The 25,669-nt window shown below is 47.9% G+C and carries 27 protein-coding genes; 22 read left to right on the top strand and 5 right to left on the bottom strand.

The window, feature by feature from the left end; all coding sequences use genetic code 11:
* Positions 1 to 172 precede the first annotated feature (172 nt).
* The 3 genes from ACTJKB_RS04230 to ACTJKB_RS04220 all read left to right on the top strand — a co-directional run bounded on the left by ACTJKB_RS04230 (position 173) and on the right by ACTJKB_RS04220 (position 3,497).
* Complete coding sequence (locus tag ACTJKB_RS04230; RefSeq protein WP_440832714.1) at positions 173 to 1,465, top strand: DNA polymerase IV; 1,293 nt, start codon at positions 173 to 175, stop codon at positions 1,463 to 1,465.
* A 159-nt stretch (positions 1,466 to 1,624) separates the two neighbouring features.
* Positions 1,625 to 1,867 (top strand): ferredoxin, encoded by a 243-nt coding sequence (locus ACTJKB_RS04225; protein ID WP_025705212.1) that lies wholly within the window; start codon positions 1,625 to 1,627, stop codon positions 1,865 to 1,867.
* 193 nt (positions 1,868 to 2,060) lie between these two features.
* Positions 2,061 to 3,497, top strand: coding sequence for a L,D-transpeptidase (locus ACTJKB_RS04220; RefSeq protein WP_440831983.1), 1,437 nt, complete (start codon positions 2,061 to 2,063; stop codon positions 3,495 to 3,497).
* Here ACTJKB_RS04220 and ACTJKB_RS04215 read toward each other — a convergent pair.
* Complete coding sequence (locus ACTJKB_RS04215) at positions 3,494 to 3,631, bottom strand: hypothetical protein (RefSeq protein WP_167374753.1); 138 nt, start codon at positions 3,629 to 3,631, stop codon at positions 3,494 to 3,496. The two genes, ACTJKB_RS04220 and ACTJKB_RS04215, sit on opposite strands and share 4 nt — an antisense overlap.
* 211 nt (positions 3,632 to 3,842) lie before the next feature.
* On the opposite strand from ACTJKB_RS04215, the gene ACTJKB_RS04210 reads away from it, so the two are divergent.
* From ACTJKB_RS04210 to ACTJKB_RS04140, 15 genes are all read left to right on the top strand, one after another.
* Positions 3,843 to 4,937, top strand: coding sequence for a quinone-dependent dihydroorotate dehydrogenase (locus ACTJKB_RS04210; protein WP_440831981.1), 1,095 nt, complete (start codon positions 3,843 to 3,845; stop codon positions 4,935 to 4,937).
* A 28-nt stretch (positions 4,938 to 4,965) separates the two neighbouring features.
* Complete coding sequence (locus tag ACTJKB_RS04205) at positions 4,966 to 5,778, top strand: GTP pyrophosphokinase (RefSeq protein WP_440831979.1); 813 nt, start codon at positions 4,966 to 4,968, stop codon at positions 5,776 to 5,778.
* Positions 5,768 to 6,232 carry a DUF309 domain-containing protein gene (locus ACTJKB_RS04200; RefSeq protein ID WP_440832712.1) on the top strand — a complete coding sequence of 155 codons (465 nt, stop codon included), beginning with the start codon at positions 5,768 to 5,770 and terminating at the stop codon, positions 6,230 to 6,232. Before ACTJKB_RS04205 ends, ACTJKB_RS04200 begins: the two co-directional genes overlap by 11 nt.
* Before the next feature lie 61 nt (positions 6,233 to 6,293).
* Positions 6,294 to 7,841, top strand: coding sequence for an RsmB/NOP family class I SAM-dependent RNA methyltransferase (locus ACTJKB_RS04195; RefSeq protein WP_440831978.1), 1,548 nt, complete (start codon positions 6,294 to 6,296; stop codon positions 7,839 to 7,841).
* A gap of 3 nt (positions 7,842 to 7,844) precedes the next feature.
* A complete protein-coding gene (locus ACTJKB_RS04190; RefSeq protein WP_440831976.1) occupies positions 7,845 to 8,609 on the top strand; it encodes a pseudouridine synthase in 765 nt (254 codons plus the stop codon).
* Between the two features lie 108 nt (positions 8,610 to 8,717).
* Positions 8,718 to 9,518, top strand: coding sequence for a Cof-type HAD-IIB family hydrolase (locus ACTJKB_RS04185; RefSeq protein ID WP_440831975.1), 801 nt, complete (start codon positions 8,718 to 8,720; stop codon positions 9,516 to 9,518).
* A 244-nt stretch (positions 9,519 to 9,762) separates the two neighbouring features.
* Positions 9,763 to 13,872: an HNH endonuclease gene (locus ACTJKB_RS04180; RefSeq protein ID WP_440831973.1), complete on the top strand. Its 4,110-nt coding sequence runs from the start codon at positions 9,763 to 9,765 to the stop codon at positions 13,870 to 13,872.
* Positions 13,872 to 14,309: an SMI1/KNR4 family protein gene (locus ACTJKB_RS04175; RefSeq protein ID WP_440831971.1), complete on the top strand. Its 438-nt coding sequence runs from the start codon at positions 13,872 to 13,874 to the stop codon at positions 14,307 to 14,309. The genes ACTJKB_RS04180 and ACTJKB_RS04175 overlap by 1 nt, the downstream gene beginning before the upstream one ends.
* A gap of 336 nt (positions 14,310 to 14,645) precedes the next feature.
* The gene (locus ACTJKB_RS04170; RefSeq protein WP_440831970.1) at positions 14,646 to 15,980 is read left to right on the top strand and encodes a hypothetical protein; all 1,335 of its coding nucleotides are present in this window, start codon (positions 14,646 to 14,648) and stop codon (positions 15,978 to 15,980) included.
* Between the two features lie 16 nt (positions 15,981 to 15,996).
* The gene (locus tag ACTJKB_RS04165) at positions 15,997 to 16,320 is read left to right on the top strand and encodes a DUF6572 domain-containing protein (protein WP_440831968.1); all 324 of its coding nucleotides are present in this window, start codon (positions 15,997 to 15,999) and stop codon (positions 16,318 to 16,320) included.
* Positions 16,321 to 16,344: 24 nt separating this feature from the next.
* Positions 16,345 to 17,001, top strand: a complete 657-nt coding sequence (locus ACTJKB_RS04160) for a hypothetical protein (protein ID WP_440831967.1) — start codon at positions 16,345 to 16,347, stop codon at positions 16,999 to 17,001.
* A gap of 179 nt (positions 17,002 to 17,180) precedes the next feature.
* Positions 17,181 to 17,396: an immunity protein YezG family protein gene (locus tag ACTJKB_RS04155; RefSeq protein WP_440832710.1), complete on the top strand. Its 216-nt coding sequence runs from the start codon at positions 17,181 to 17,183 to the stop codon at positions 17,394 to 17,396.
* Positions 17,397 to 17,518: 122 nt separating this feature from the next.
* A complete protein-coding gene (locus ACTJKB_RS04150; protein ID WP_440831965.1) occupies positions 17,519 to 17,941 on the top strand; it encodes an HNH endonuclease in 423 nt (140 codons plus the stop codon).
* Positions 17,895 to 18,716: a hypothetical protein gene (locus ACTJKB_RS04145; protein WP_440831964.1), complete on the top strand. Its 822-nt coding sequence runs from the start codon at positions 17,895 to 17,897 to the stop codon at positions 18,714 to 18,716. The genes ACTJKB_RS04150 and ACTJKB_RS04145 overlap by 47 nt, the downstream gene beginning before the upstream one ends.
* Positions 18,713 to 19,363, top strand: a complete 651-nt coding sequence (locus ACTJKB_RS04140; RefSeq protein ID WP_440831962.1) for an SMI1/KNR4 family protein — start codon at positions 18,713 to 18,715, stop codon at positions 19,361 to 19,363. Before ACTJKB_RS04145 ends, ACTJKB_RS04140 begins: the two co-directional genes overlap by 4 nt.
* Positions 19,364 to 19,719: 356 nt before the next feature.
* Here ACTJKB_RS04140 and ACTJKB_RS04135 read toward each other — a convergent pair whose 3' ends face one another.
* The gene (locus ACTJKB_RS04135; protein WP_440831961.1) at positions 19,720 to 19,947 is read right to left on the bottom strand and encodes a hypothetical protein; all 228 of its coding nucleotides are present in this window, start codon (positions 19,945 to 19,947) and stop codon (positions 19,720 to 19,722) included.
* Between the two features lie 50 nt (positions 19,948 to 19,997).
* On the opposite strand from ACTJKB_RS04135, the gene ACTJKB_RS04130 reads away from it, so the two are divergent.
* Genes ACTJKB_RS04130 through ACTJKB_RS04120 form a run of 3 tightly spaced genes read left to right on the top strand, consistent with a single transcriptional unit; the run spans position 19,998 to position 21,357 of the window.
* A complete protein-coding gene (locus ACTJKB_RS04130; RefSeq protein ID WP_440831959.1) occupies positions 19,998 to 20,516 on the top strand; it encodes a hypothetical protein in 519 nt (172 codons plus the stop codon).
* Positions 20,495 to 21,154: a hypothetical protein gene (locus ACTJKB_RS04125; protein WP_440831957.1), complete on the top strand. Its 660-nt coding sequence runs from the start codon at positions 20,495 to 20,497 to the stop codon at positions 21,152 to 21,154. Before ACTJKB_RS04130 ends, ACTJKB_RS04125 begins: the two co-directional genes overlap by 22 nt.
* Positions 21,151 to 21,357 carry a hypothetical protein gene (locus tag ACTJKB_RS04120; RefSeq protein ID WP_440831955.1) on the top strand — a complete coding sequence of 69 codons (207 nt, stop codon included), beginning with the start codon at positions 21,151 to 21,153 and terminating at the stop codon, positions 21,355 to 21,357. Before ACTJKB_RS04125 ends, ACTJKB_RS04120 begins: the two co-directional genes overlap by 4 nt.
* Here the strand turns inward: ACTJKB_RS04120 and ACTJKB_RS04115 are convergent.
* The 3 genes from ACTJKB_RS04115 to ACTJKB_RS04105 are packed head-to-tail and all read right to left on the bottom strand — an operon-like array spanning position 21,314 to position 23,182.
* Entirely contained in the window at positions 21,314 to 21,679 is a 366-nt protein-coding gene (locus ACTJKB_RS04115; protein WP_440831954.1) for a GntR family transcriptional regulator, read from the bottom strand. The two genes, ACTJKB_RS04120 and ACTJKB_RS04115, sit on opposite strands and share 44 nt — an antisense overlap.
* Positions 21,676 to 22,332: an ABC-2 transporter permease gene (locus tag ACTJKB_RS04110; RefSeq protein ID WP_440831952.1), complete on the bottom strand. Its 657-nt coding sequence runs from the start codon at positions 22,330 to 22,332 to the stop codon at positions 21,676 to 21,678. The genes ACTJKB_RS04115 and ACTJKB_RS04110 overlap by 4 nt, the downstream gene beginning before the upstream one ends.
* Positions 22,325 to 23,182 carry an ABC transporter ATP-binding protein gene (locus tag ACTJKB_RS04105; RefSeq protein ID WP_440831951.1) on the bottom strand — a complete coding sequence of 286 codons (858 nt, stop codon included), beginning with the start codon at positions 23,180 to 23,182 and terminating at the stop codon, positions 22,325 to 22,327. The genes ACTJKB_RS04110 and ACTJKB_RS04105 overlap by 8 nt, the downstream gene beginning before the upstream one ends.
* A 181-nt stretch (positions 23,183 to 23,363) precedes the next feature.
* Here ACTJKB_RS04105 and ACTJKB_RS04100 point away from each other — a divergent pair, with 181 nt between their 5' ends.
* Positions 23,364 to 25,667, top strand: a complete 2,304-nt coding sequence (locus ACTJKB_RS04100) for an AAA family ATPase (RefSeq protein ID WP_440831949.1) — start codon at positions 23,364 to 23,366, stop codon at positions 25,665 to 25,667.
* Positions 25,668 to 25,669 lie beyond the last annotated feature (2 nt).

Below are 25,669 nucleotides of genomic sequence, written 5' to 3'. Positions count from 1 at the left end.
GTGGGCCTTGGAAGCACACGTTTTAGGTAAATGAATTTTTATATTATAGCATTTTTACGCGGGAATGTAACAAAGAACTTTACAGGAGCCCTGCGTCCGGTTGACCTTGCGCCGGGAGAAGAGGTATGCTGAATTTGACAATGGAAACCCTGAAGATAAGAAGGTAGATATTGTGCAGAATGTGGATCACTATTATCCGACAAGTGGCAGGGTTATTCTACATGTGGATATGAATGCTTTTTACTGCTCTGTACATGAGGCAGAAGACCCTGAACAATACAAAGGAAAAGCAACGGCCGTTGCCGGCAGTGTAGAGCTCCGCAGGGGGATCATCGTTACCTGTTCCTATGCTGCGCGCAGGCTTGGGATTTCAACGGGTATGCAGGTACAGAAGGCACTGCGCATTTGTCCTTCGCTTCTAATAATTAAGCCGAATTTTCATCTCTACCGCAAGTACTCCAACGCCTTTATGCAGATTGCATACAGTTATACTCCACTCCTGGAAGCCGTCTCGATAGATGAATGTTATCTCGATATTACCGGTTCACGTCAATTCGGTACGCCTTTAGATATAGCCGAAGCGATCCAGCGGCGAGTTATGGAGGAGCTTGGGCTGCCATGCTCTATCGGTATCGCCCCGAACAAGCTGCTGGCCAAGATTGCTTCCGATCTGAAGAAGCCCAGCGGCATTTCTGTGCTGCGGCTGCGTGATGTGCCGAGCGTTTTGTGGGATAAGCCCTGCAATGAAATGTTCGGTATTGGGGGCAAAACGGCGGAGAAGCTGCGTAAACTTGGAATTTACAGCATCGGTCAGCTCGCGGCAGCAGAAGAGCGGATGCTTGTGGAGCATTTTGGAGTGATGGGCGCATGGCTGAAGCGGGCGGGGAATGGAATTGATTATGGCGTTGTGAACCCGGAACGGGAGCAAAGTAAGTCCATCGGGCACACTACAACACTTCCGAGTGATGTTGTCGGATTAGCTGAAGCGCGGCCGATTCTGCTAAATCTGAGCGACCAGGTGGCGAGGCGGCTACGGAAGCAGGGACTGGTAGCGTCAGGGGTACAGCTCACGATCCGCACGCCGGATATGAAGACCATCACGAGATCACGCCAGCTGGAGACGCCAACGGAGAGTGCCGAGGATATTTATAAGACAGCCTGTGACCAGTTCGCCCGGCACTGGAAAGGTGACAAGCCTGTGCGGCTGCTGGGAGTCACGCTGCATGGACTGACCGCCAAGGAGGATTCTGCAATTCAGCTGGATTTGTTCGATTACCAGCGGCAGCCGAAGAAAGAATCGCTTAACCAAACGATGGACATGCTGCGTAACAAGTTCGGTGAAAATGCAGTACTTACGGCGGGGATGCTCAGCGACAGTCATTCAGCGCGTCTGCGGAACCACAAGGAGCGGGGGACTTCCCTGCAGAAGGACAATCTTCACAAAGTGGACCCTGCGGAGGAGTGAACTGAACCCGGTTACATCGACCGATTACCGTTCCACATGAAGCGGTAAAAATGGAAATGTGCTGAAATTTCATTGATATTGTTTTCTATTTATATTAATATGAGAAAAATAACAGGCTGCTACAGCAGTCTGTATTGTTTAACGGGAGGCAGAGATAAAATGGCTAAATACACTTGGGTCGAAAAAGATACTTGCATCGCATGTGGTGCTTGTGGCGCGACGGCCCCTGATATTTTTGATTACGATGACGAAGGCTTGGCAGAAGTGATCTACGAAAACGACGGCAACCACGGGGTAACCGCGATTCCTGACGATTTGTTCGATGATCTGCAGGATTCTGCTGACGGATGTCCTACGGACTCCATCAAAATTGCAGACGCGCCTTTTAATAAAGAGGGCTAAAGCCCTCCGGGTTATTCGTATCTGCGCAAAAGATAAGGATCAGAGATAAGGTTCTCCTTGTCTCTGATCCTTATTATTCCAAAAGACATCTTTTTGCCGTTATAAATGCGGCTGGAGATGTCTTTTTTTAATACAGCGGCCGATATAGAATATAAAGATTAATTGAAGTACTTCACAATTCGCGGAGGCCCCCATGAAAAACTCGCAGCATCTCAAAGCATATGTTCAACTGCATCCCGAAAACAAGATGGCATGGTACTTGCTGGGTAAGGAATATTATAAGAACGGCCAGCAGGGGAAGGCGAATTATTGCTTCAACCAGGCGGGGGAAGTATATGAAGCCTTTGAGCATAGTAAGGTACCGGCGGATATGCTCCGTGAATATGAGGAAGGTCTTCTCAGGGAGGGCCGGCAGCGGCGCGATTCCAGGCTGCGGATGCGCCGGACATTCCTTGCGCTGATGCTGTTTCTGCTCGTGCTGATCCCCTCTGCGCTAGCTCCTGTGGCAAGCACGGATGAATCCGAAGAGCCGGCCTCGGCTGCTGCTGCCGGTAACCTGGAAGAGCCGGCGGTTGCGGAGCCGTCAGAGGACGCAACGGAAACTTCAGCTCAGCCAGCCATGGCTTTTACGGCAGCAGGTGAAGACATGGCTTCAGCGGGCCAGGCATTGGTGAAGATTATACAGAGCCGGAAGGCTCCTTCTGAAACAGCAGTTCTTGCTATGAAAAAGTCGGGACGCTGGCTGGTCTGGAAGAGTAACCTGCCTCTTGTGGCTACGGTTGAGAAGAGCAAGCAAGGAAAGGCTGTATACCAGTCTTATGATCCGGCTGCCTGTGCCTGCGTACCGCCGGAAGCAGGCGGGCTGAAGAAGCAGGCGGCGATATGGCAGGATAAGCAGGAAGAGTTAGCGGCACTTTGGAGCGCCATCCGATCTTATCAGAACAGTAAGGGTACGTTGCCGAAATCGTTGAAGGAGCTGGCCAAACCTTTTCCGGGGAATTATCTCGGGGGGACGACGCCGCTCATGAAGCAGGAATTCAGTGCGCTTCGGGGAGCATTAAATTCCCAGATGCCCCAATCCTCAGCAGTTAAGGCTTCACCTGTGCCAACGACGGGAGCGGGTGAAGAAGCAGGGAGTCTGGGTACCAAGACTGGTAAAAGCAAAGAGACGCAGCAACCCTTTTTTAGCAGTCCGCTGAAAATTATCGTGGATAAACAAAATCACCGTCTGGCAGTAACCAGCGGCAGTATTATTCTGCGGAACTATGAGGTTGGCCTTGGGGGTAACAGGACACCAGAAGGAGAGTTTGCGATCTCTGATAAGGTAGTCAATCCGAATGGGCATGACAATGGGGAGTTTGGCAGCCGCGGTATGCAGCTCTCGGACACAAATTATGCCATACATGGCACGAATGAGCCGGACAGCATTGGCAAGGATGAGTCACTGGGCTGTATCCGTATGAAACGCGGAGATGTGGAGGAACTGTTCGCTATGGTACCGATGGGGACGAAGGTCCAGATTAGTAAAGGGGTTCTGCCTGACGAACTGCTGCTGCCTGAGGAACGTTTCCCGTCCGGCACACCGCTAGATCAGACCAACCCCAACAAAGTCTACCATTGGCTGAATTAATTTCCTGCAACAATAAATAGAACAACAATTAGAAGAACCAGCAGCACCAGACTAACACTGATCCATAGTATGGCTTTGCGGTTGACTTCTTCTTTTTTTTGCTGCAGTGTTGGAGGTTTGCGTTTTGTAGACATATTGGCCATCCTTCTTTCTCTATTTATCATTGATTACCCTTACATTGTAATGCGTTTACAACAAAATTACTATACTCTGCATTTCGCACGGAAGCGCCGCCCGGTAAAAAACTTTTCTTTTCCCCCGGAAACAGCTAAAATTAAGAAGAAACCTACAGAATCGGGGAGTCACCTGACCTACTTAAGGGTTCCCTTTGAAGGAGCGAGAACGGTGCTGTATCGACATTTAGGCAAACCTATTTTCTTTAAAATGGACCCGGAGAAAGCGCACCATCTCGTCATTAGCGGACTGAACAAATCAGATCTGGTGCCCGGCGGCAATAGCGCGATGCGTCTCATGTACGGCGTTCCCGAGACCGCTGATCTTGCAGTGGATTTATTCGGCCAGCATTTCCCGACACCAGTGGGACTCGCGGCAGGATTGGATAAGAATGCTGAGGCTGTGGGAGGATTTTCTTCCATTGGCTTTGGATTTATGGAAGTGGGCACGGTGACACCGAAGGGACAACCCGGAAACGACAGTCCACGGTTATTCCGGCTGCTGCCTGACGAAGCGCTGATCAACCGGATGGGCTTTAACAATGAAGGTGCTGATGCGATGGCACGGCGGCTGAAGGCGCTGGGGAAACGAAGAATTCCGGTTGCGGTGAATATCGGGCGCAACAAAACAACGCCTAATGAATCGGCACATGAGGATTACCGCCAGTGTATCCGTACGCTATATCCGTACGGTGATTTTTTTGTGGTCAATATCAGCTCGCCGAATACGCCGGACCTGCGAAGTCTTCAGCACGGCAGCGAGCTGTCTAATCTTCTTGCCCAGGTCAAGGAGGAAATGGAGCTTCAGTATAAACAGAGCGGCATTTCCAAAAGCCTGCTGGTCAAGATCGCGCCAGATGTCAGCGACGGCGAACTGGAATATATGGTACATACAATCGCTGACGCCGGAATGGACGGTGTGATTGCCACCAACACTACACTCAGCAGGGAAGGGCTTAAGAGTGACAAGGCAGGAGAGACAGGTGGCCTCAGCGGTAAACCTCTGCGTGACCGCTCCACTGAAATTATCAGCAGGATTTACCGCCAGACAGGAGGTAAGCTGCCGATCATTGGTTCGGGCGGTATTTTTACCGGCCAGGACGCATATGACAAGATCCGGGCAGGCGCGAGTCTGGTCGAAATTTATACAGCTCTCATCTATGAAGGACCGGAGGTTAACCGCAGAGTGCATGCTGGATTACGGAAGCTGCTGCGGCGGGACGGATTCTCTCATATCCTGGAAGCAGTGGGCGCTGATCATCACTGAAGGATGAATGGACAGGAGGACGAAGGCGATGGACGTCAGGGACTGGGGAACATTTTTACTTCCATATGAACAAACTGTGGAGGAATTGAAGGTTAAATTCAAAACAATGCGTTCGGAGCTCAAGAAAAGAGAAGAGTATACACCGATCGAGTTCGTAACCGGGCGCGTCAAGCGGCTGTCAAGTATACTGGAGAAGGCCAAACGCTTAAATGTAAAAATGGAGGATCTGGAAACAGGGATTGAGGATATTGCCGGCATTCGCATCATGTGCCAGTTCGTGGAGGATATCCGCAGAGTGGCCGAATATATCCGCGCCCGCAAGGATCTTGAGGTTCTTTACGAGAAGGATTACATCACGAACTATAAGGAAAGCGGCTACCGCAGTTTCCATATGATCATTAAATATCCGGTGCAGACAGCTCTCGGGCAAAAGATTGTGCTCGCCGAGATTCAGATCCGTACGCTGGCTATGAACTTCTGGGCAACCATTGAGCATTCCCTGAATTACAAATACCGGGAAAGCCTGCCTGATGAAATGCGCCTGCGCCTGAAAACGGCTGCGGAAGCCGCGTCGATACTGGACAGTGAAATGTCCAGTATCCGTGAAGAGATTCTGGAGGCGCAAAAAACCTTCGAGGAAAATTCGAATACAACGACCCAGCTTCTGAAAGCCATACATCAGTTGTACTTCTACCATCTGGTGAATGAAGCCATTGAAAGCCAGGAACGCTTCAATCAGATCTGGCAGGCGCAGGATATGGAAGCGATGAAGGACCTGCTGGAACATGTGCGCGAGCTGCTGTCGAATGCCAAAAAGGATAGCCAGCCGGATGGCTTATGAACCGCTGTACCTGGCTTACCTGGTCTATTTCAACCGGGACAGGGATTATTTTGAATGTCATGAGGTTCTTGAAGAGCTGTGGCTGGCCAGGGAACGTGATCCGCTGTACAAGGCTCTGCTGCAGACTGCAGTAGGTTTGTATCATTTCCGGAACAACAATGTACGCGGCGGCTTAATGATGTTGAACCGGTCGTATGAGGTGCTGCAGCAGTATCCTGGGGATACTCTGGGTATCAATCTCATCAAGCTGGCCCGTGAAGTTGAAGATTATGCCCGTAAGCTGGACTCCTATGCAGACCAGCCGTTTGAATATTATGATCTCACGATTGAGCTGATTGATCCGATTCTGGTAGAGGAAGTCACCGCTACAGGTAAGGAGATTGTACCCAATCGTCCACAGCGCCGCGGTCCGCAGAGACCATTACCTTCCCACCGCGCGAATAAGGAATTCTGAATAGCAAGACTACCACAGGAGCACCCGCAGGGGTGTTCCTTGATTATTGGAGGACGGCATCATGGCAGTGCAACTGCCCGGCACTTTTATGCAGCGCATGAAGGAAATGCTGGGACCGGAGTATGAGCAATTTGCGGAGTCGTACAAGGAGACTCCTTATGGCGGCATTCGTGCCAACACATTAAAAATATCGGTGGAGGAGCTGCGCGCTCTCTCCCCCTTTAAACTTGCTCCAATTCCCTGGTGCCCCACCGGGTTCTATACAGAAGAAGGAGCGAGACCCGGCAAACATCCGTATTATCATGCGGGACTGTACTATATTCAGGAGCCAAGTGCGATGGCGCCGGTAGAGCTGCTCGGCGTACAACCAGGCGACTATGTGCTTGATTTATGTGCCGCTCCAGGAGGTAAATCTACGCAGATTGCGGCCAAGCTGAAGGGCGAAGGGCTTCTCATCAGCAACGATCTTCACCCGGAGCGGACCAAGGCCCTGGCTAAGAACCTGGAGCTGTACGGTGTCCGCAACGGAATCGTACTGAATGAAAGTCCGGAACGGATTGCTGCGGCTTTTCCTGTTTTTTTTGACCGTATTCTGATCGATGCGCCTTGCTCGGGCGAAGGCATGTTCCGCAAGGATGAAGACATGGTCAAGCAGTGGGAGCCTGAAACGCCTTTGAAGTATGCTGCTATGCAGAGGGATATTCTGAATTCAGCCGTAAAGGCGCTGAAACCGGGGGGAACCGTGGTGTATTCCACATGTACCTTTGCCGCGGAGGAGAACGAAGGTACGATCGGTGAGTTTTTGGATACTCATCCTGAGTTTTCGCTTGTTACAGTAGGCGGAACAGGTTCTTTTGCACCTGGCCTAAGCGGATTGCCCGGAGCTGCCCGGCTGTGGCCGCATAAGGTCAAGGGTGAAGGGCATTTTATGGCTGTACTGCGCCATGACGGAAGTCCCCGTTCCCTGGAGGAGACTGCATCCGATCCGGGACAGGCTGTTGCAGAAAGAACACTTTCCGCCTCCTCGCGGAACAATGGAGTCAAGGGGGAAGCCACTGCCAGAGCTGGTTCTGCCCGACAGGTAAGCGGACGGGGCGGCAAAGGGGGACGAACCTCAGGAAAGTCCAGCGGCACTTCACCCGGACGTCAGTCTGAAGGCGGGGGAGAAGAGGTTGCAAGAGCTGCGTATTCCCTATTCGCCGAAGACCAGCTCGGCTGGCAGCCATCCGGATTTCCGGTGCTGTTCGGTGACCATTTGTATCTCTCACCGCTGCCCAAGGCTGCACTTGACGGCCTAAAGACGATTCGTCCCGGCTGGTATGCGGGTCATATCCGCAGCGGCAGATTTATTCCCGGACATCCGCTCGCTACCGCTCTGCATCCCGCCGAAAGTATCCGCAGCCTCTCATTATCCAGCGGGAGCGGCGAAGCGGTCTCCTATCTGAAAGGGGAAACATTGTCTATCCCTGAGGAACGCTTAACGGTACGGCCTGGCAATCCCGCCAAAGGTTACGTGCTTGTCTGTGTTGACGGCTATAGCGCTGGCTGGGGGAAATGGCAGGACGGCATGCTGAAGAATGAATATCCCGCAGGCTGGAGGTGGACGTAAAGGATGAGTGCATCAGGAAATTCTGCAAAAAAACAGCGGATCGATAAAGTATTGTCCCATATAGGCAAAGGTTCACGGAGTGATATCCGCAAACAGGCTAAGCAAGGGCTGATTACCGTGAACGGCGCCGTTATTAAGGATAGCGGTTTCCATGTTGATCCTTACACGGACAGGATTGAGGTGGGTGGAGAGCTTGTGATTTACCGTGAATTCATCTATCTGATGATGAATAAGCCACCTGGTGTATTATCGGCCACAGAAGACAAGCGGGACCGCACAGTGCTGGACCTGCTAAAGCAGGAATATGCACAGTTCGAGCCTTTTCCGGTCGGAAGACTGGATAAGGATACGGTAGGATTGCTGCTGCTGACTAATGATGGGCAACTGGCCCATGAGCTGCTCTCGCCCCGCAAGCATGTCCCGAAAACCTATGAGGCTACGGTCGAGGGTGAGGTGGATGCTGCAGATGTGGCAGCTTTTGCTGCAGGTGTTGAGCTTGAGGACGGCTATTTGACTTTGCCTGCACAGCTTACCCTTCTGGGAAGGGAACGCGGAAGCAAAACCCTGTCCCAGATTTCACTGACCATCACGGAGGGGAAATTTCATCAGGTGAAGCGGATGTTTCTGGCGGTTGGCAAAAAGGTGATTTTCTTGAAACGGGTCTCTATGGGCGGGTTGAAGCTGGATGAGCAACTGGCACCCGGTGCTACCCGGGAGTTGACTGCTGAAGAACTGGCGCTGCTTGGCGGCGGGGAAGCGGAAACTTAAGGGGAATCAGCGGAGGTTTTTGCCACGGTTGATTAAATTAACAGTCTCCGTTAACGGATGTAATATACAATAGTTAATACAGATAAAGACAGACAAGGATGGTGGGGTATGAAATACAAGCTGATTGCACTGGATGTAGACGGCACGCTCCTGAATGACGATCACCAGTTGAGCTCTGAAAATAAGGAGGCTATCGCTGAAGTGACAAAGCAGGGCGGGCTGATTGTCCTGTGTACAGGGCGCAGCCCGCAGAATTCGATTCCTTTAATGGAGGAGATGGGACTGACCGGGTATGTACTGGGACATAATGGTGCGGCTACGGTGCGTGTAGAGGATCGAGAGGTACTGCATATCTATGGACTGGATGCCCGGGGACTGGACCCATATATAGAGTACTGCCGTGCCCATAATATTCATTATGATGTGAATACTGCCTTTGACATGTATGTAGATAATGTCGCTAATCTGACCTCGGAAGCTAATCATATGTACGAGCATTTTCGGGTGACACCAGCGACGTTACCAGCCTGGGAGGATTTTCGCGAACCGGTTGTCAAATTTACGGTCTTCACCAAATCGGATATTCTGGATGAAGCCCAGCGGGAATGGAGCACCTGGACGCAGCAGTATAATATTGTGCGCAGTGGGGAGTTTTTCGTAGATTTAATGCATCCGGAAGCCTCCAAGGGCAACGCACTGATGAATCTGGCTGCACATCTGGGAATAGCTCAAGAGGATGTTCTGTCCATCGGGAATTATTATAATGATATTTCCATGCTTACATACGCCGGTCTTGGTATTGCCATGGATAACTCACCGCTTGAGGTTAAGGCGGCTGCAGATGTAATTACAGGAAGCAATAACAATAATGGCGTGCGCGATGCACTTGTGAAGTACTGCTTGTCGTAATAGTAATCAATCATAGGATAGGAATTAGAAGGGTATAGAGTGGAGTGCTTGACGGCTCTGTTTTATGCTCTTTTTTTGTTGTTTAGAAAAAGTAACTGTTATCCTGCCTGGTTTTAAACATTGGTACTGTTGCGTATTGTGTTGATGAGAGGCGGAATAGATTAATTTCTTAACCCGGCTGTAAAAAACGCTATGGATTTTACTTAATCTATAGGACCGATTTTTTACAGAGGGGGGAAACCGTTTGCAGACCCATGCAACCGTAAGCAAGGAAAAAGAGAAAACTTCGGGTAGCCATCAACCATACAGCAATCCATTGGCTTTTGTGAAGCCAGCAGTAACCAAGCTGCCGGACCCGGTGGAGATCATCCGGCGTACACGGCAGAATCCGGCTTCCTTAAGCCGGGAAGACAAGCTGGCGCTCCAGCGTACCCTGGGCAACCGGGCCGTGGTTCAATTATTATCCAGTTTGAAGGATAGCAAGGAAGGTAAGCAGACAAGTGAGGCAGCAGGTGCGAAGCAGGGTGAGCAAGGGCAGGGGATTGCGGGGGATTCCCGGACTGAGCAGGAGCCTGCTCCTCCGGAAACGGATCCATTGGCACCTTCAGCCACTACGGAGCCGTCTGCAAGTAAGCAGCAGCCTCAGGTGCAAGAACCTGCACTAACGGCACAACCAGTCAGTGAGCAGACTGAGCCGAAGGCCGAGCAGAATGAAAAGTCCGGCATTCGAGCAAAGACTGCCACTACACTCAAAACGTGGGTGAAATCCTTGGCGGGAACTTCTCCTTCCAGCAAAGAAGGTAGCAAGGGTAAGGCAGATGTAGGGCAGCTGGCCGGTAAAGAGAAGGTAGAAGCTCATCAGTCAGCTGAAGAAGAGGCAATGGGTTCGAAAGCTAAAGAGGATGGAAAAGAACAGCCGGTGGAAGGTAAGGATGCAAAGGATCCTAATGAAGCTAAGGATGGGCAAGAGTCCAAGGCAGGCAAAGAGGCCAAAGCAGATAAGGAATTGAAGTCAGGAAAAGAAGCGAAGGAAGCACAAGTGGAACCTGCACCTAAGGGAGCCGCGAAGGAGCCTTCGCTCGGAGATGCGTTGGGCGCTTTGGCCGGAGACGGAAAGGAAGAGCCGGCCAAGGCTAAAAAGGTGAACATCCACGGAGAGGATCCCGGACAGATCCTCGATCAGCTGACCCGGGTTCAGCCGACAGAGATGGGGGACGCTTACGCCCAGGCGGTGGATGTTTCTGCTGAGGCTTTCGCGAAGCAGAAGCAGAAGACCCGGCAGGGGCTGCCGGCCATTCCAGCCCCGACAGGGCTGAAAGGCAAAGTCTTTCAAGCCCGGAAAAAGCCAGCGCCACTGAAGCACTCCGCACCGGAGGGGTACAGAAGCGAGCGCACCGGCGGGACTGCGACTACAGGCAACCTGGAGCGAATGAACATCGGATCTTCCGGCTCGGAAGGTAATCCCGAAGCCATTATGGGTGAAATCCGGTCCGCTGCGGCGCAGCCTCCGGGCATCAGCATGACTGGTGAGGCGGACCCTTCCCAGCTTGAAGGCTTCAATCAGGAGGCCTCCCAGCAGGTAGGGGCAGCCAAGCAGGCGGAGATGGGCCAGATCCACACTCCGTTTGGTGAGAATGACATCTATCCCGAGCCGGACGGCACTACGGTGAAGGCTTCCGCAGAGCTGCAGGGCGGGAATGCCCCCGGAGCCAAGAAGCTCCCTGCACTGGGAGTGCCTGCGGACATGACGGCCGGACTCAATCGCAGCCTTGCCCCGGAAATGAAGAAGCAGTTAGGTGCCAAGCAGGCGGAATACAGCAAGGAAAAAGCGAAATTCGACAGCAGGGTGCTGATCTCCAAAGCAGACAGCCACGCGCAAATCCAGCAGGCGGAGGCCGAGGCCAAGAACAAGCAGCTCAGCCAGCAGGCCGGGGCCAAGGCTGAAGTCGATAACCTGCGCGGCGAATGGAAAAACGAACTGGATACAGCCGAAGCTGACTATGCCGGACAGGCTGGAGCGGCAGCGCAGCAGAAAAAAGGCGAGATCAACAGCGTCCGGACCGAAAAAGAACGGGAAGCGCAGAAAAAGCAGTCTGAAGCGGAGCGGGAAGCCACTCAGGCCTACAGCAAAGCTAAGAAGGATGCCGACGGCAAGCATGCAGAAGAGAAAGCAAAGGAAGAGAAAAAAGGCGGCTTCCTCGGCTGGGTGAAGGACAAACTCGAAGCCGTGGTCGATCTTGTCAAAAAAGCGGTCAACTTTATTTTTGAGGGTCTCCGCAAAGCGGTGAAGTTTATTTTTGAAAAAGCCAAACAAGCCGTGCTGGGCATTATCGAACTGGGCCGCAAGCTGATCACCAACCTCATCAAGGGCCTGGGCACGCTGCTCAAAAAGCTGGTCTCCGTGGTATTTGCCAAATTTCCGGGCATCGCTGCCAAAATATGCAGCAAAATTGACGGTGTCGTCAATAAGGCCGTGAAGGCTGTCAACCAGCTGGCAGAGAAGCTCAAAACCAAAGTCACGCAGGTCATGGACTTCCTGGCCACCAAGGTGGATCAGGCGCTGGCTGCGGTACAGAACTTCTACAGAAAGTTAATCTCAAGCCTGGGCAACCTGCTCATTGCTACATTTCTGGATGTGCTTGCCCGGATGGGGGCGCTCGGCAAGGCGGCGAAGCGTTCGCTCAGTCACCTGGAAGGCAAGATGTGGGAATATCTGCTCGGAGTAGACATCTCCAAGCCTATGGGGGCAGGAGCGGCAGAAGGCGGAGCGGCGGAGCAGGTGCAGGCATCCGGTCAAGCGGACGAGAAGCTTACTGCCGACGACATCGAAATGGAGTCGGTCGAAGCGGGTGAGATGGATCCGGCGCTGGTGCAGGAAGCGAACCTCAAGGACGGGGAGAGCAAGCAGCTCTCCGGCAGCCGCGATCCGGCCACCATGGACAGCATCATGGCGGAATTCGATACCGGAAAAGCAGATCAAAGCCTGGGCGGCAAAATAGCCGATGGCGCGAAACTTCGTGCGAGTAATGCGAAAATGCTATTTGACCAGATAAAATCATATGTAATAAAATGGATGAAGAGTAATGGATTGAAGCTTTTGGCTGCTCTTGCAGGCATCTTGGTTGGCGTCGTGGCTGCGGAGATTATCACAGGCGGGGCCATCACGGCTGCACTTCCGATGATTATCAACCTGATCACGATGTATCTGCAAGCGGATGCGATTAAATCCGTCGCCCAGACCCTAGTCCAAGCCTCGGGCTACATTGGCACCTACCTGAGCCAGGGCTGGCAGAAGATGATCGAACCGGCTGCCATTGCGCTGGCAACCGCACTCGCGATGGGACTCGTGGAGCTTGCGATGGAGCTTGGCTTCAAGGCGATCGGCAAAGGGCTGAACAAAGCCGGACAAGCCGTGAAGAAAGGCGTTGGAGCTGCGGCCACTGGTGCGAAGAAGGTAGCGGGTGCAGGAGTCAAGGGCATCAAGAGCCTGTTGAAAACCGGAGCCAAGCTTGCGTCCAAGAGCGGCAGCATGATCATCCGTAACGGAAAAATCGTGATCAAGAGCCTGCAAAAGGGGCTTATGAAGGGGGCCAAAAAGCTCCAGGGTCTGGTGGACCGGATTCTGCAGAAGTTCAAGTTCAAGCGGTTCAAGCTGGAGCGCAAGGGAGATCATGTTCTACTCTACGGAGAAGTTAATCCGTGGGTGTTGCTGGCTAATGGGCGAATCAAAAAAATAGACGACATTGATGGTAAAAAGGCAGGAATAAGTACTCAGGCTGAGTATGACAAAATCAAGAGTCTGAAGCCTTCTGAGAGAAGAGAAGTCTATAATAATGCAGTAGCTAAAGAAGACGGTAAGATTGATTTTGATAGTATTGTGAATTCTGAAAAAGATGCCATTCATTTAGAAGTCGATGTTGAATTTGATTCTAAATTAGCAAGGAGCTATATTAAAGATATTGAAGCACGCACGGGGAGAAAACTACCAAAAGTACAGCTCGATAGATTAAAGGATGCTTTGAGAAATAAGCAGTATACCAAAAAGTCTGCTAAGCAAACGGCTAAGAACAGAAAGGAATTCGATAAAGTACGAGATGAAGTAATTACGGAATGGGAATCGAAAACAGGTCAAAAATGGCCCACTTATGAAGAAGATATCATCTCAGAAAATAGTGGGAAAGTTATTAGGAAAAAAGGTGATAAGTATGATGCACATCATATCATTGAAAATAGTTTTGGTGGAGAGCATGAGTGGTGGAATATGCATCCAGCTAAATTTCCTGATGAACATCAAGGTGGTATCCATGGAGCAGGTTCTCCAGCAAATAGTTTATTTAGCGGAGGTGCGAGGTAATGAGTTATGACTTCATAAAAAGAAATTCATTTAATACTTTTTATCCAGTAACTGAGAATGAGATAAGTAACATGGAGAAAGCCTTGAATTTAAGAATTCCAAATGAATTAAAAAAACTCTTTTTAGAAGTTGGTTATGGATTTATTAAAGGTTCTGAAAATAATGTAAATCGAATTATGGATCCTTATTCTATAAGGGATTTTCGATTGAGGGAGAATGATTACAAATATTATCCTGATATAGAGATTTACGATGAATTCGAGGTTAACAAACTGATATTTTTTGAAGGTAATGAAACAGCGTTGATGTCAATCGATCTAAACGAAAGTATTAATAATCCGATATATTACTATGATACTCAGATTGCAGATTCTCTTAAAGATTTCTTAGTTGAAATAGAGAAGGATGACAAGTACTATCTTGAATTTGTGGACTAATAAACAGGTTTTTATGGAAAAATAATTTTAGGTCAATTTTGGTTGGATTATACCAATATTGACCCTTTTTTTGTTTTTTTACAAAGCTAAAAGAACTATAGGGACCAAGTCCAAATCGAATTCCCTTCCCCCACATGAGCTCTTGGTTCTTCAGGTCCTGAAATCTGGAAGCCTTCTAAGAGTGAAATCTGTTCCGTCTCAGTCGAACTCAGGAATCTGGACAGTGAACAGAGTTTTAATAGTATGAGGGCTTCAACCAGGACGTATCACATCAAATATGGGTAGCTTAATAAACAGTATAGGGTATTAATACATCAATCATATGTAATAAAATGGATGAAGAGTAATGGATTGAAGCTTTTGGCTGCCCTTGCAGGCATCTTGGTTGGCGTCGTGGCTGCGGAGATTATCACAGGCGGGGCCATCACCGCTGCACTTCCGATGATTATCAACCTGATCACGGTATATTTGCAAGCGGATGCGATTAAATCCGTCGCTCAGACTATTGTCCAAGCTTCCGGCTATATTGGCACCTACCTGAGCCAGGGTTGGCAGAAGATGATCGAGCCTGCCGCTATTGCGCTGGCAACGGCCCTGGCGATGGGACTCGTGGAACTAGCGATGGAGCTTGGCTTCAAGGCCATCGGCAAAGGGCTGAACAAAGCCGGACAAGCCGTGAAGAAAGGCGTTGGAGCTGCAGCCACTGGTGCGAAGAAGATAGCGGGTGAAGGAGTCAAGGGCATCAAGAGCCTGTTGAAAACCGGAGCCAAACTTGCGTCCAAGAGCGGCAGCATGATCATCCGTAACGGCAAAATCGTGATCAAGAGCCTGCAAAAGGGGCTTATGAAGGGGGCCAAAAAGCTCCAGGGTCTGGTGGACCGGATTCTGCAGAAGTTCAAGTTCAAGCGGTTCAAGCTTGAGCGCAAGGGCAAGCATATCCGTCTGTATGGCGAGGTTAATCCTTGGGTGCTGCTGGTTGACGGGGAACTGCGGGACATCGATGAGAAGCAGCTTGAAAAGGAAATAAAAAAACTAGAACTCGATGGCAAGAAGCCGATCAAGCTTAGTGAAACCGATTATAAGAAACTTGAAAAGCTTGATGCTACAGAGCTAGAGGTTATTGCTAAACATGCAGATGGAAATAAAGATAAGATTGATTTTAAAAGCGTAAAGAAGACGGATAATGATCTATTGTCTTCCAATGGAAAATTTAAAGATGCTAAGATGCAATCAAAATATGATGAATATTGTGAAAGGAAATATAGAGCTGGTGAAACACCTAAAGACCCTCTAGAATGGAAGGAAGCAAGTGAAAAATGGGCATCTCTTAGAGAACAGGGAGAGATTTTCTCTGATGAAAGTTTTGCTAAATTCTCACAACAATATGAAAATGCACAAAAAGAAATAACAATTGTTACTAATGAAGGAACTAAAATAAGGGTTGACGCAATTGCAACTGATGATCACGGTAATGTTATTATACAAGAATATAAAAGTTCCGATACTGCTCCATATACTCCAAATCAAGGTAAGGGATTCCCGGAATTGGAGAAATCGGGCGGATCAGTTGTGGGTGAAGGGAAGGGGGATTTTACAGAGGGATACGAAATACCTAGTGGAACAACAGTGCAAACTGTTCGGCCCGAAGGTAAAACCTATTCAGATGAATAAATGAGGTGAGATGCAAGTGTCAGTATTAGACAAGAATAAAATAGATGGTATTGGCAAAAGTAAAAGTGAAAATAAATTAGCTTTAATGATTGCAGACCATTTAGATTGGGAAAATGAACACCAACACTTAACATTTTTGCAGGACAAAATTAATGCTTATATTTCTTTTATTGAAAGTGGACAAGTTTATAGTTTATATCCAGATTCAAAGTTAGTAGATGGATTTATTTTTGATCTAAGATTTGCATATAAACCAACCGAAAATTGTAATAAATTAGTGGAGCTTTTTAGAAAAAGCACGCAAGATTTGAAGATTGATTTTGAAATCTATGAATCCTAAACGGTTTCGATTTGAGGTGTAAATATGAAAGCAAATGAGGTATTTGATGACGTATGCAGTTTAATATCTGAGAAATATACAGAAAGTGGGTGGAAATACTCTAAGTCAGATCATTGGATGACAAAAAAAGATAAGAATTTCACGTACAAAGTGTTTTTTTATACAAGTTGGAATAATATATCTGATAAAAATGTAGCATTTTATGGTGAATGTGCAATTATGCCTATAAAATCAAAAGATAAATTATTTCATATCAATACCCGTCAATGTAATATTCCAAGTGGTCAATTATATTGGAACATCGCAAATGAGGATAATTGGGATTATGCAGTTCAGGAATTCACTAATTGGTTAGATAGTGTATTCATACCGATTGTAGAATGCTGTATGAATGATCTGGATAACTTCGTTAAACAAGTTACAGTGGAAGGATTTTATCCTTCAAGGGGTTATGTGGTAGATATTAGTTTTATCTTAACATATGGTTCACGTGAATTAGCAGAAGAAGCCACCAAAAGATACTATGTTAGTTTAGACGAGTCGATAAAAAAAGAATTTAAAGAAAACTACGAGAGTATGATAAATGGAAATAAGACGGTAAGTGTATACGGTAATAATATGATGAGAAATTATTCTAATTTTAGAACTGTAGTGGAAAATAAAATAATTATAACGTTTTAGCACATGAAATTGTCTAACATCGCTTGCGGTAACTGGTAACCCAGTTATCGCTTTTTATTTTCCAAAATTACTACTAAGGGGAGAAGGTGGAGCAGGAAATAGTTTTTCACAAAGATCACCGTCGTTATTGTTAATATCAGCATGCTATTATATCAGCATTCAAAGGGCAATAAGACGAACTGAAGGTTTTAATACAAGTATTTATCGACAATGATCAAGAGCCATGGACAAATTTAACCCTTACATTGAAGTCTCCTGGAAAGATGAATATTATTTATGATTATGAAGATGTGCTCGCATCAAAAATTTTGCCAAGTCAACGACAAATGGTCTTTGAATACCAGAACTTAGGTATGTTTCCTCAAAATGAGAGGGACAAACTCTTTCTATATTAGAAGATACAGAAATAAAAAATATCTCTAAGAATGCAGATGGAGATAAAGGTAAGATTGTTTTTGATAGCGTTGAGGGAACGGATAAAATTCCTAAAGTAACAAAAGGTTATGATGTAACACCTTTGAAAAGCACTTATAAAGAAAGGTTGAATCAAACTCCGGTAAGTAATGGTAAATGGACTGGTGAAAGAGGTGAATCAACTTTTATTTCCGATAGTCCCGAAGTAAAACCATATTTTAATGAAGCAGGCGTTCAAGGTGTAGAATATAAGAATGCAGTACCAGATTTATCTCCGTTTTCTAAGGCGGAATTTGAGATTACGGGTATGTCTAGTTCAAGAACTTCTAATTTTTCAAAAGCTGACGAGTTGCTCGCAAAGCAGTGGTCAACACCAGAGAAGCAGTGGACAAAGGCTGAAGTGGCAAAATGGAGAACACAAAACAAGTACAATTGGCACGAACTTAATGATGGAAAAACCATACAATTGATTCCAAGTAGTGCAGAAGTTCAAGTTCAAGCGGTTCAAGCTGGAGCGCAAGGGTAAGCATATCGGTCTGTATGGCGAGGTTAATCCTTGGGTGCTGTTGATTGACGGGACGATGAAGGACATCGACGAGAAGCAACTTGAAAAGCAATTGAAAGAGCTGGAGCTTGATGGAAAGAAACCGGTCAGATTAAGCGATGCAGAACATAGTAAACTCAGTAAGTTAGAAGATACAGAAATAAAAAAAATCTCTATGAACGCAGATGGAGATAAAAGTAAGATTGATTTTAAAAGCGTTGAGGGGGCGGGTGAAAGTAGAGCAGATTATTTAAGGGAGAAGTACGGGAAATTAAGTTCTGAACAACTTCATGCCAATATTAATGATAGAGCAGGAATTAGTTTTCCACAAAGATCAACTAATAGTAAACTTAAACAGGGTGGCTATGGTACTAACGATGTAGATGCTTACAAGAAAATGAGTCCCAATAAGAACCGTGCTCCAGGATTCGGTACGTCGAAATTAAATGGACTGGTACAGGCTCACCATGCAATACAAGATGAATGGGCCAAGCTTTGGGCAAAGAGAAATGGAATGAATTATAGTAGTTCTAATGCACCGTCGTTATTGTTAAAATCAGTATCAGGTGAATCACATGCTATTATATCAGCATTACAAAGGGCAAGAAGACGAACTGAAGGTTTTTATACAAGTATTGTGCATGAATTTAATGAGTCGTATAGAGAAATGATTAAAGCTGGCGTTGACCCTAAAGTTGCCAAAAAGGTAATCGGGGAAGCATACAGATTCTTTGATGGACTAGGAGGCTTTAAATGATAAATTCAAAATCTTTGTCAAGTTTCAATCTTTATCCTGTTGTTGATGAAAATGAAATCAACAAGGTGGAGGTAGAAATGGGTTTGAAATTCCCTAAGGTATTTAGGGAACTTCTAAAATTGACTAACGGCTTTGAAACAGAAGAAGGTGTCGCAATTTTTGGTACTGATATTATTATTGAAAGAAATCAAACATATGAGGTTTCAGAGTACGCTCAGGGTTATTTAGCTGTAGGGAGTAACGGCGGAGGCAAGTTCTACTTGATGTCGGCAAATGAGGACTCTACTGAATTATTACAAGTAGATGCAGGAGTTATGAATCCAGAATTCGCTTCATTAGTCAGTGAGGATTTTATAAAATGGATAAATAATGGGGCAATAAACATTGATTTGTTAGAAGAAGAGGATGAGGCGGATAACGAGCAACTTTGTGATCTTATTCTAGTAAATCCGCTTATGGGTGGGGCTACTGATCTGAAAAAAATACAAGAGGTCTTTAATATTAAAAAGGGTCTATTTGATTTATTGAAGGGCTCGAAGCAACTTCCTTTTGTTTTAATGAAAGACATTCCTGTTGATGTAGCTAATAAAAATTTAACAGAGTTAGGCGAACTTAGTGCATTATTGGAAATATCAAATGTTAACTAAGGTCATCTATATTACAGTTATAATTGCATACCATTACGAAAAGAACGATTTTTTAAATCCTTGATTTGCTTCGTTCCTCTCAGGTTTCTTATTTTGGAGGGGGGGTGATGAATGAACCCATCATTCAACCAATAACACACTTAACCAATGTAATATCCGAATAATGTTTCGTCAATTTGGTTGTACGCACGACAACGCTTGAATTTTTACCCTAAATAACGCTAATGCGTTACATTGAACAGGTCGATTATGGTCAGGTACTACCATGATTGACCTGTTTTTTGTTATCTTTGTTTTCTTACGGTTTTTCAAAAATTCCAACAAGTACTTGCCCCTCTAATATAGTCCGAAATTCGTTAGGAATTTGAGAAGTCGACAACCTGCGGGGCGAATGGAAAAACGAACTGGATGCAGCCGAAGCCGACTATGCCGGACAGGCTGGAGCGGCAGCGCAGCAGAAAAAAGGCGAGATCAACAGCGTCCGGACCGAAAAAGAACGCGAAGCGCAGAAAAAGCAGTCCGAAGCGGAACGGGAAGCCACCCAGGCTTACAGCAAAGCCAAGAAGGATGCGGACGGCAAGCATGCAGAGGAGAAAGCCAAGGAAGAGAAGAAGGGGGGGGGTTCCTCGGCTGGGTGAAGGACAAGCTCGAAGCCGTGGTTGAGGTCGTTAAGAAGGCCGTCAACTTTATTTTCGAAGGCCTCCGCAAAGCGGTGAAGTTCATTTTTGAAAAAGCCAAACAAGCCGTGCTGGGCATCATCGAACTGGGCCGCAAGCTAATCACCACCCTCATCAAGGGACTCGGCACGCTGCTCAAAAAGCTGGTCTCCGTGGTGTTTGCCAAATTTCCGGGCATCGCCGCCAAAATATGCAGCAAAATTTACGGAGTTGTCAACAAGGCCGTGAAGGCCGTCAACCAGCTGGCGCAGAAGCTCAAAACCAAAGTCACACAGGTCATGGAGTTCCTGGCCGCGAAGGTGGACCAGGCGCTGGCTGCGGTACAGAACTTCTATACCCAGTTAATCTCAACCCTGGGCAACCTGCTCATTGCTACGTTTCTGGATGTGCTGGCCCGGATGGGAGCGCTTGGTAAGGCGGCGAAGCGTTCACTCAGCCATTTGGAAGGCAAGATGTGGAGTATTTGCTCGGAGTAGACATCTCCAAGCCTATGGGGGCAGGGGTGGCAGAAAGCGGAGCAGCGGAGCAGACAGCCGAAGCAGGTCAAGCAGCGAACGAGAAGCTTACCGCAGACGACATCGAACTGGAGTCGGTCGAAGCGGGTGAGATGGACCCGGCGCTGGTGCAGGAAGCGAACCACAAGGACGGGGAGAGCAAGCAACTGTCAGGCAGCCGCGATCCGGCTACGATGGACAGCATCATGGCGGAATTCGATACCGGAAAAGCAGATCAAAGCCTGGGCGGCAAAATAGCCGACGGCGCGAAACTTCGTGCGGGCAATGCGAAAATGCTGTTTGACCAGATTAAATCATATGTAATAAAATGGATGAAGAGTAATGGATTGAAGCTTTTGGCTGCCATTGCAGGCATCTTGGTTGGCGTCGTGGCTGCAGAGATCATCACAGGCGGGGCGATCACGGCTGCACTCCCGATGATCATCAACCTGATCACGATGTATCTGCAAGCGGATGCGATTAATTCCGTCGCCCAGACCCTAGTCCAAGCCTCGGGCTACATTGGTACCTACTTGAGCCAGGGCTGGCAGAAGATGATCGAACCGGCTGCCATTGCGCTGGCAACCGCACTGGCCATGCATCCAAGAGCGGCAGCATGATCATCCGTAACGGCAAAATTGTGATCAAGAGCCTGCAAAAGGGGCTTATGAAGGGGGCCAAAAAGCTCCAGGGTCTGGTAGACCGGATTCTGCAGAAGTTCAAGTTCAAGCGGTTCAAGTTGGAGCGTAAGGGCAAGCATATCCGTCTGTATGGCGCCATTAATAAATCTTTTTCAGCAGCCCAATCACTTCATCGAGGGTGAGGCCAAAGGACTTGTAGTAGGATGTATCGCTCTCCATTTGCTTCAGGACCATCTCGTTGCGTATCTGCAGCATCTCGTCGGGCGAGAATTCGGCTACAAAACATCCTTTACCTGTTACCGTATTGATCAAACCGCCTCGTTCCAACTCCTCCCAAGCTTTCTTAACGGTGATTACGCTAACGTTAAGCTCCAGGGCTGCCTGACGAATGGGTGGTAGACAATAGCCGCTTTCCAGCTCGCCTTTCAGGATTTGTGCGCTGATCTGTTCGTAAAGCTGCTGATAAATCGGTTTCTCGGATGTGTTCGAAATCGTTACATTCATAATATCTCCACTTTCAGGAATCTCTTTACGGCAATCCGATAGGCAATTAAGGTGAATGCTATAAAAATTACGATACCTGCGATCAGAATGGATAGCTGCAGTGCAGTATTATCCGTCCCTGGGCCATAGAAAGTGTCGTTTACCCAAGGACTTTGGATTCCGGCCCATTGGGCAACTCCGGCAAATAGTATAGCAGCCGTAGTGGATGCGGTCGTTGCCGCGCCATACTTATACGCTGTCTTGTAGTACATAGATATAAATACGATGTTGAAGATCGCCAGCATGATGAAACATAATCCCCAAAAACCCATATGCGGCGGATAGAAGATGTAAGTCAGATGAGGATACAAACGAAACGTAAATATACTGAAGATCATTGCAACGAGAAGATGCATGAGTTCAAGAATGACAACAACAGTTATCCTGGACTTTACAATGTCTGTTTTGGTCACAGGCATCATCGTACTAAACATCAAATCATTCTGGCTTTTAAATCCGCCAAACATATTCGGTATCGTTATGAAGCAGAAATATAGCGGTACGATAAAGTAGATCCAGCCGGGAATTAGCATTAAGCCGCCAATAATTAAAGGTAATACGAAGAACCAAGGGTTTACTCCTAATTTCAAATCTTTCATCACCAAATTATACATATACATCCTCCTTTTTTTTCGCGAAGTAGATCATGATTTCATCGAGGCTGGGTGTGGTTGCTCTTAGGTTGGAGAGAGGATCAATATCTTTGGTATGAATCAATCCGGTAAAGCCGAACGAGTTGAGCTTGTAAGAAATCAAATGTTCCTTCACTTCGCTCAATTGGGCTTCGCTGCCACTGAGTAAACGGTAGGACTCCTTAAACTCGTTTTTCTCCGAACTGGCGACAATTTGTCCGTGTTCAATGAAGGTTATATAATCCGCACACCGCTCTAAGTCGGATGTAATATGAGTTGAGAAAAGAATACTAATCTCGCCGTCAATAATGAGCTCCTGAAAGATATCCAGCAGATCGTCTCTTGAGACAGGATCGAGTCCGCTGGTCGGTTCATCTAGGATGAGCAGCTTGGCGCCATGCGATAAAGCAAGGGCTAAGCTGTACTTTACTTTCATGCCTGTAGACAGCTCTGCTATTTTTTTGTTTTCATCCAATTTGAATCTCTTCAGATAGTTGTAGTAGGCTTCATCGTTCCAATTCTTATAAAACTTCTTAGTAGCATTGGTCAGCGTTTTGAGCTTGCTGCGGGTATAGAAATCAATATCACCGAAGGCGCATCCGATTTCCTGCTTCAATTCGATTTCGTGTTCAGCGATGTTCTTGCCCAAAATGCATATCTCGCCGCTATCGGCTTGAACCATGTTCAAGATCGTTTTGATCGTGGTCGTTTTTCCCGCACCGTTGACCCCGATAAAACCCATTATATAGCCCTGCTCCAATTGAAAAGATACATCTTTGATCTGAAAATGAGGATATTTTTTATTTAAGTTTCTAATATCTAGTGCTAGCATACGATACCTCCTAGAAAATTGTGTATTCCGTGTATGCACAATGTATCACGAGACTTTTAAGAAAGTCAATTGGTATTTCACTTACTCCTCCAAAATTTCCTCCCCACCCAGTTGTAATTCCCCTCCCCAAACTTACTTTATATATGAACGAGAAAATATAGAGTGAGGACATAAACAGGCGATGAAATTCAAAAAATTGGCCAGAACCTTTCGTCAGGAAACGCCGGAAGCCGAATGTACGGAACATGGAGCTGCACCTGTCCTTGATCCAGCATCAGATCGTAACCTTGCTTCCGAAGTAGCTCTCGAACCGGAAGACAATGAGGCTGCTCCCCCCTACAGCTCCAACCACGAGTATCTGGCAGAGGAATTGCAGCGGCTGGAGCTTCGGCTCAAACTCAGGATGCTGGAAGCACCCCAACTGGACTCCGGGCTGTCTCAAATGGACGAAGAGATCCACGATTTGCTGGATGTCCAGTCCACAGATGAAGACGACACGAATCTGCTAACAGCGAAGATCAATCAGGTAGAGCAACGCATCGCATCCAGACTGAGGGCCAGTCATGGGCAAGAGGTCCGGTTGATGCTCCAGCAGGTGGCTTCCACGCTTAACCTGTCTTCTCTGGAGGTAAACATCGTTATCGCATGTCTTGCACCTGAACTAGACCGCAAGTATGAACGGATCTACGCTTTTTTACAGAATGATATGACGGACAAGCGCCCTTCGGTTGATTTTGTCCTGGGGTTGTTTACCAGGTCAGAGGAAGAGAGGCTTGAGGCCCGGTTGCTGTTCGATGCCCATGCCCCATTAATGAAATTTCTGCTGGAACGAAGAGGCGAATACGGTGACAGCCGCACACCGCTGATCGGCAGACCGTTGAAGCTGGAGGATTGGGCAGTGAACCTGTTGCTCGGTTATGAGGTGCTGGACGAGCGGTTGACGAAGGCAGCAAGCCTGAACACTCTGGTAATTCCGCAGCAGACAAGATTCCCTGAAGAGCTGGAGCAGAACCTGTTGCGGTTTGTGAAGCATTACAGCAGCGGCGAAGAACGCAGGGCCGGCAGTCTCCTGTACTGCAGTGGTCCGGATGAAGCCGGGAAGCTTAGCGGCATTCGAGGTGTCTGCAGCAAGCTGGGATTATCTGTGCTGGTTGCCGATATGGACAAGCTACTGCTTCCAGAGGTGGATTTCAGCGAAATGCTGAGGCTGCTTGGACGGCATGCGCTCCTGGAACATGCGGCTCTTTGCTTCGCAGGCTTCGACAGCATGGTGACCGAAGACGACCGTTATCGCGTGAAGATCCGGCTTCTAGTAGAAATGCTGGATACTTATGCGCCTCTGACTTTTATTCTTGGAGAAGCAGAGTGGGGCATAAGCTTAACCGGGGTTCAACTGAATTTCATGCAGATCGAGTTCCCCTTCCCGGACGCAGTAGCCCGCAAGCAGGCTTGGACGAACTTTGGTCAGGACTATAGGCTGTCTCCAAAGATTGAACTGGCGGATTTCAGCGGCAGCTTCCGATTCACTTCCGGACAGATCCGGGCCGCGCTGACCGGCGGCGAGAATATCGCCGTATGGAACGGTTCCAGCGGGGCTGAGGTAAGCGCCAAAGATCTGTACCAGGCTTGTTACTTCCAGTCCAGCCGCAAAATCCAGGCGCTGGCAACGAAGATCCGGGCCATGTACACCTGGGACATGCTGGTGCTTCCTGGCGAACAGCTAAGCCAGCTGCGGGAAATTTGCCGCCAGGTGAAATACCGCTCGCTTGTCTATGGAGAGTGGGGCTTCGCGGGACGGCTGTCCCTGGGCAGAGGGCTCAACATTCTGTTTTCCGGCCCGCCGGGCTCCGGGAAGACAATGGCAGCCGAGGTGATCGCCACTGAGCTGAACCTGGAAATTTACAAAATCGATGTCTCGCAGATTGTGAGCAAGTACATCGGGGAGACGGAGAAAAATCTGTCGCGGATTTTTGATGAGGCAGAGACGTCCAACGCTATTCTCTTTTTTGATGAAGCGGATGCCTTGTTCGGCAAGCGTTCAGAAGTCAAGGATGCCCATGACCGGTATGCGAATGTGGAGATCAGCTATCTGCTGCAGAAGATGGAGGAGTACACCGGGATCGTGATCCTGGCTACCAATTTGAATCAGAACCTGGATGATGCCTTTGCGCGCAGGCTGCATTTTAAGCTGGAATTCCCTTTCCCGGAAAAAAATCAGCGTGCGCTGATCTGGCGGGGTATGTTCCCGGCGGGAGCGCCGCTTGATCCGGACATCGATTACGATTTTATGGCGGAGAAGTTCATTCTTGCCGGAGGCAATATCAAGAACATTGCCTTGAACGCTGCCTTTTATGCCGCGCACGAGGGCTGTGCAATCGGGATGAAGCAGATCATGCTGGCAGCGAAGCGGGAATATCTCAAGCTGGGCAAAACCTTTTTGCAATCCGATTATGCTCCGTATCACAAACTGATCGAGGTGAAATAAGT

This window comes from Paenibacillus sp. 22594, assembly GCF_052044425.1.
Lineage (GTDB): Bacteria > Bacillota > Bacilli > Paenibacillales > Paenibacillaceae > Paenibacillus_AQ.
Note: the sequence above shows the minus strand (reverse complement) of the source record. Positions and strands in the feature narration are given on the sequence as shown.

Bases quoted from the DNA above. Each gene is read 5' to 3' on its own strand.
- ACTJKB_RS04195 (WP_440831978.1), top strand. From the start codon at position 6,294: ATGGCAGTGCAACTGCCCGGCACTTTTATGCAGCGCATGAAGGAAATG.
- ACTJKB_RS04225 (WP_025705212.1), top strand. From the start codon at position 1,625: ATGGCTAAATACACTTGGGTCGAAAAAGATACTTGCATCGCATGTGGT.
- ACTJKB_RS04170 (WP_440831970.1), top strand. From the start codon at position 14,646: ATGAAGAGTAATGGATTGAAGCTTTTGGCTGCCCTTGCAGGCATCTTG.
- ACTJKB_RS04190 (WP_440831976.1), top strand. From the start codon at position 7,845: ATGAGTGCATCAGGAAATTCTGCAAAAAAACAGCGGATCGATAAAGTA.
- ACTJKB_RS04185 (WP_440831975.1), top strand. From the start codon at position 8,718: ATGAAATACAAGCTGATTGCACTGGATGTAGACGGCACGCTCCTGAAT.
- ACTJKB_RS04110 (WP_440831952.1), bottom strand. From the start codon at position 22,332: ATGTATAATTTGGTGATGAAAGATTTGAAATTAGGAGTAAACCCTTGG.
- ACTJKB_RS04200 (WP_440832712.1), top strand. From the start codon at position 5,768: ATGGCTTATGAACCGCTGTACCTGGCTTACCTGGTCTATTTCAACCGG.
- ACTJKB_RS04135 (WP_440831961.1), bottom strand. From the start codon at position 19,947: ATGCTTGCCGTCCGCATCCTTCTTGGCTTTGCTGTAAGCCTGGGTGGC.
- ACTJKB_RS04100 (WP_440831949.1), top strand. From the start codon at position 23,364: ATGAAATTCAAAAAATTGGCCAGAACCTTTCGTCAGGAAACGCCGGAA.
- ACTJKB_RS04115 (WP_440831954.1), bottom strand. From the start codon at position 21,679: ATGAATGTAACGATTTCGAACACATCCGAGAAACCGATTTATCAGCAG.
- ACTJKB_RS04215 (WP_167374753.1), bottom strand. From the start codon at position 3,631: ATGTCTACAAAACGCAAACCTCCAACACTGCAGCAAAAAAAAGAAGAA.
- ACTJKB_RS04140 (WP_440831962.1), top strand. From the start codon at position 18,713: ATGATAAATTCAAAATCTTTGTCAAGTTTCAATCTTTATCCTGTTGTT.
- ACTJKB_RS04205 (WP_440831979.1), top strand. From the start codon at position 4,966: ATGGACGTCAGGGACTGGGGAACATTTTTACTTCCATATGAACAAACT.
- ACTJKB_RS04120 (WP_440831955.1), top strand. From the start codon at position 21,151: ATGATCATCCGTAACGGCAAAATTGTGATCAAGAGCCTGCAAAAGGGG.
- ACTJKB_RS04160 (WP_440831967.1), top strand. From the start codon at position 16,345: ATGAAAGCAAATGAGGTATTTGATGACGTATGCAGTTTAATATCTGAG.
- ACTJKB_RS04175 (WP_440831971.1), top strand. From the start codon at position 13,872: ATGAGTTATGACTTCATAAAAAGAAATTCATTTAATACTTTTTATCCA.
- ACTJKB_RS04220 (WP_440831983.1), top strand. From the start codon at position 2,061: ATGAAAAACTCGCAGCATCTCAAAGCATATGTTCAACTGCATCCCGAA.
- ACTJKB_RS04105 (WP_440831951.1), bottom strand. From the start codon at position 23,182: ATGCTAGCACTAGATATTAGAAACTTAAATAAAAAATATCCTCATTTT.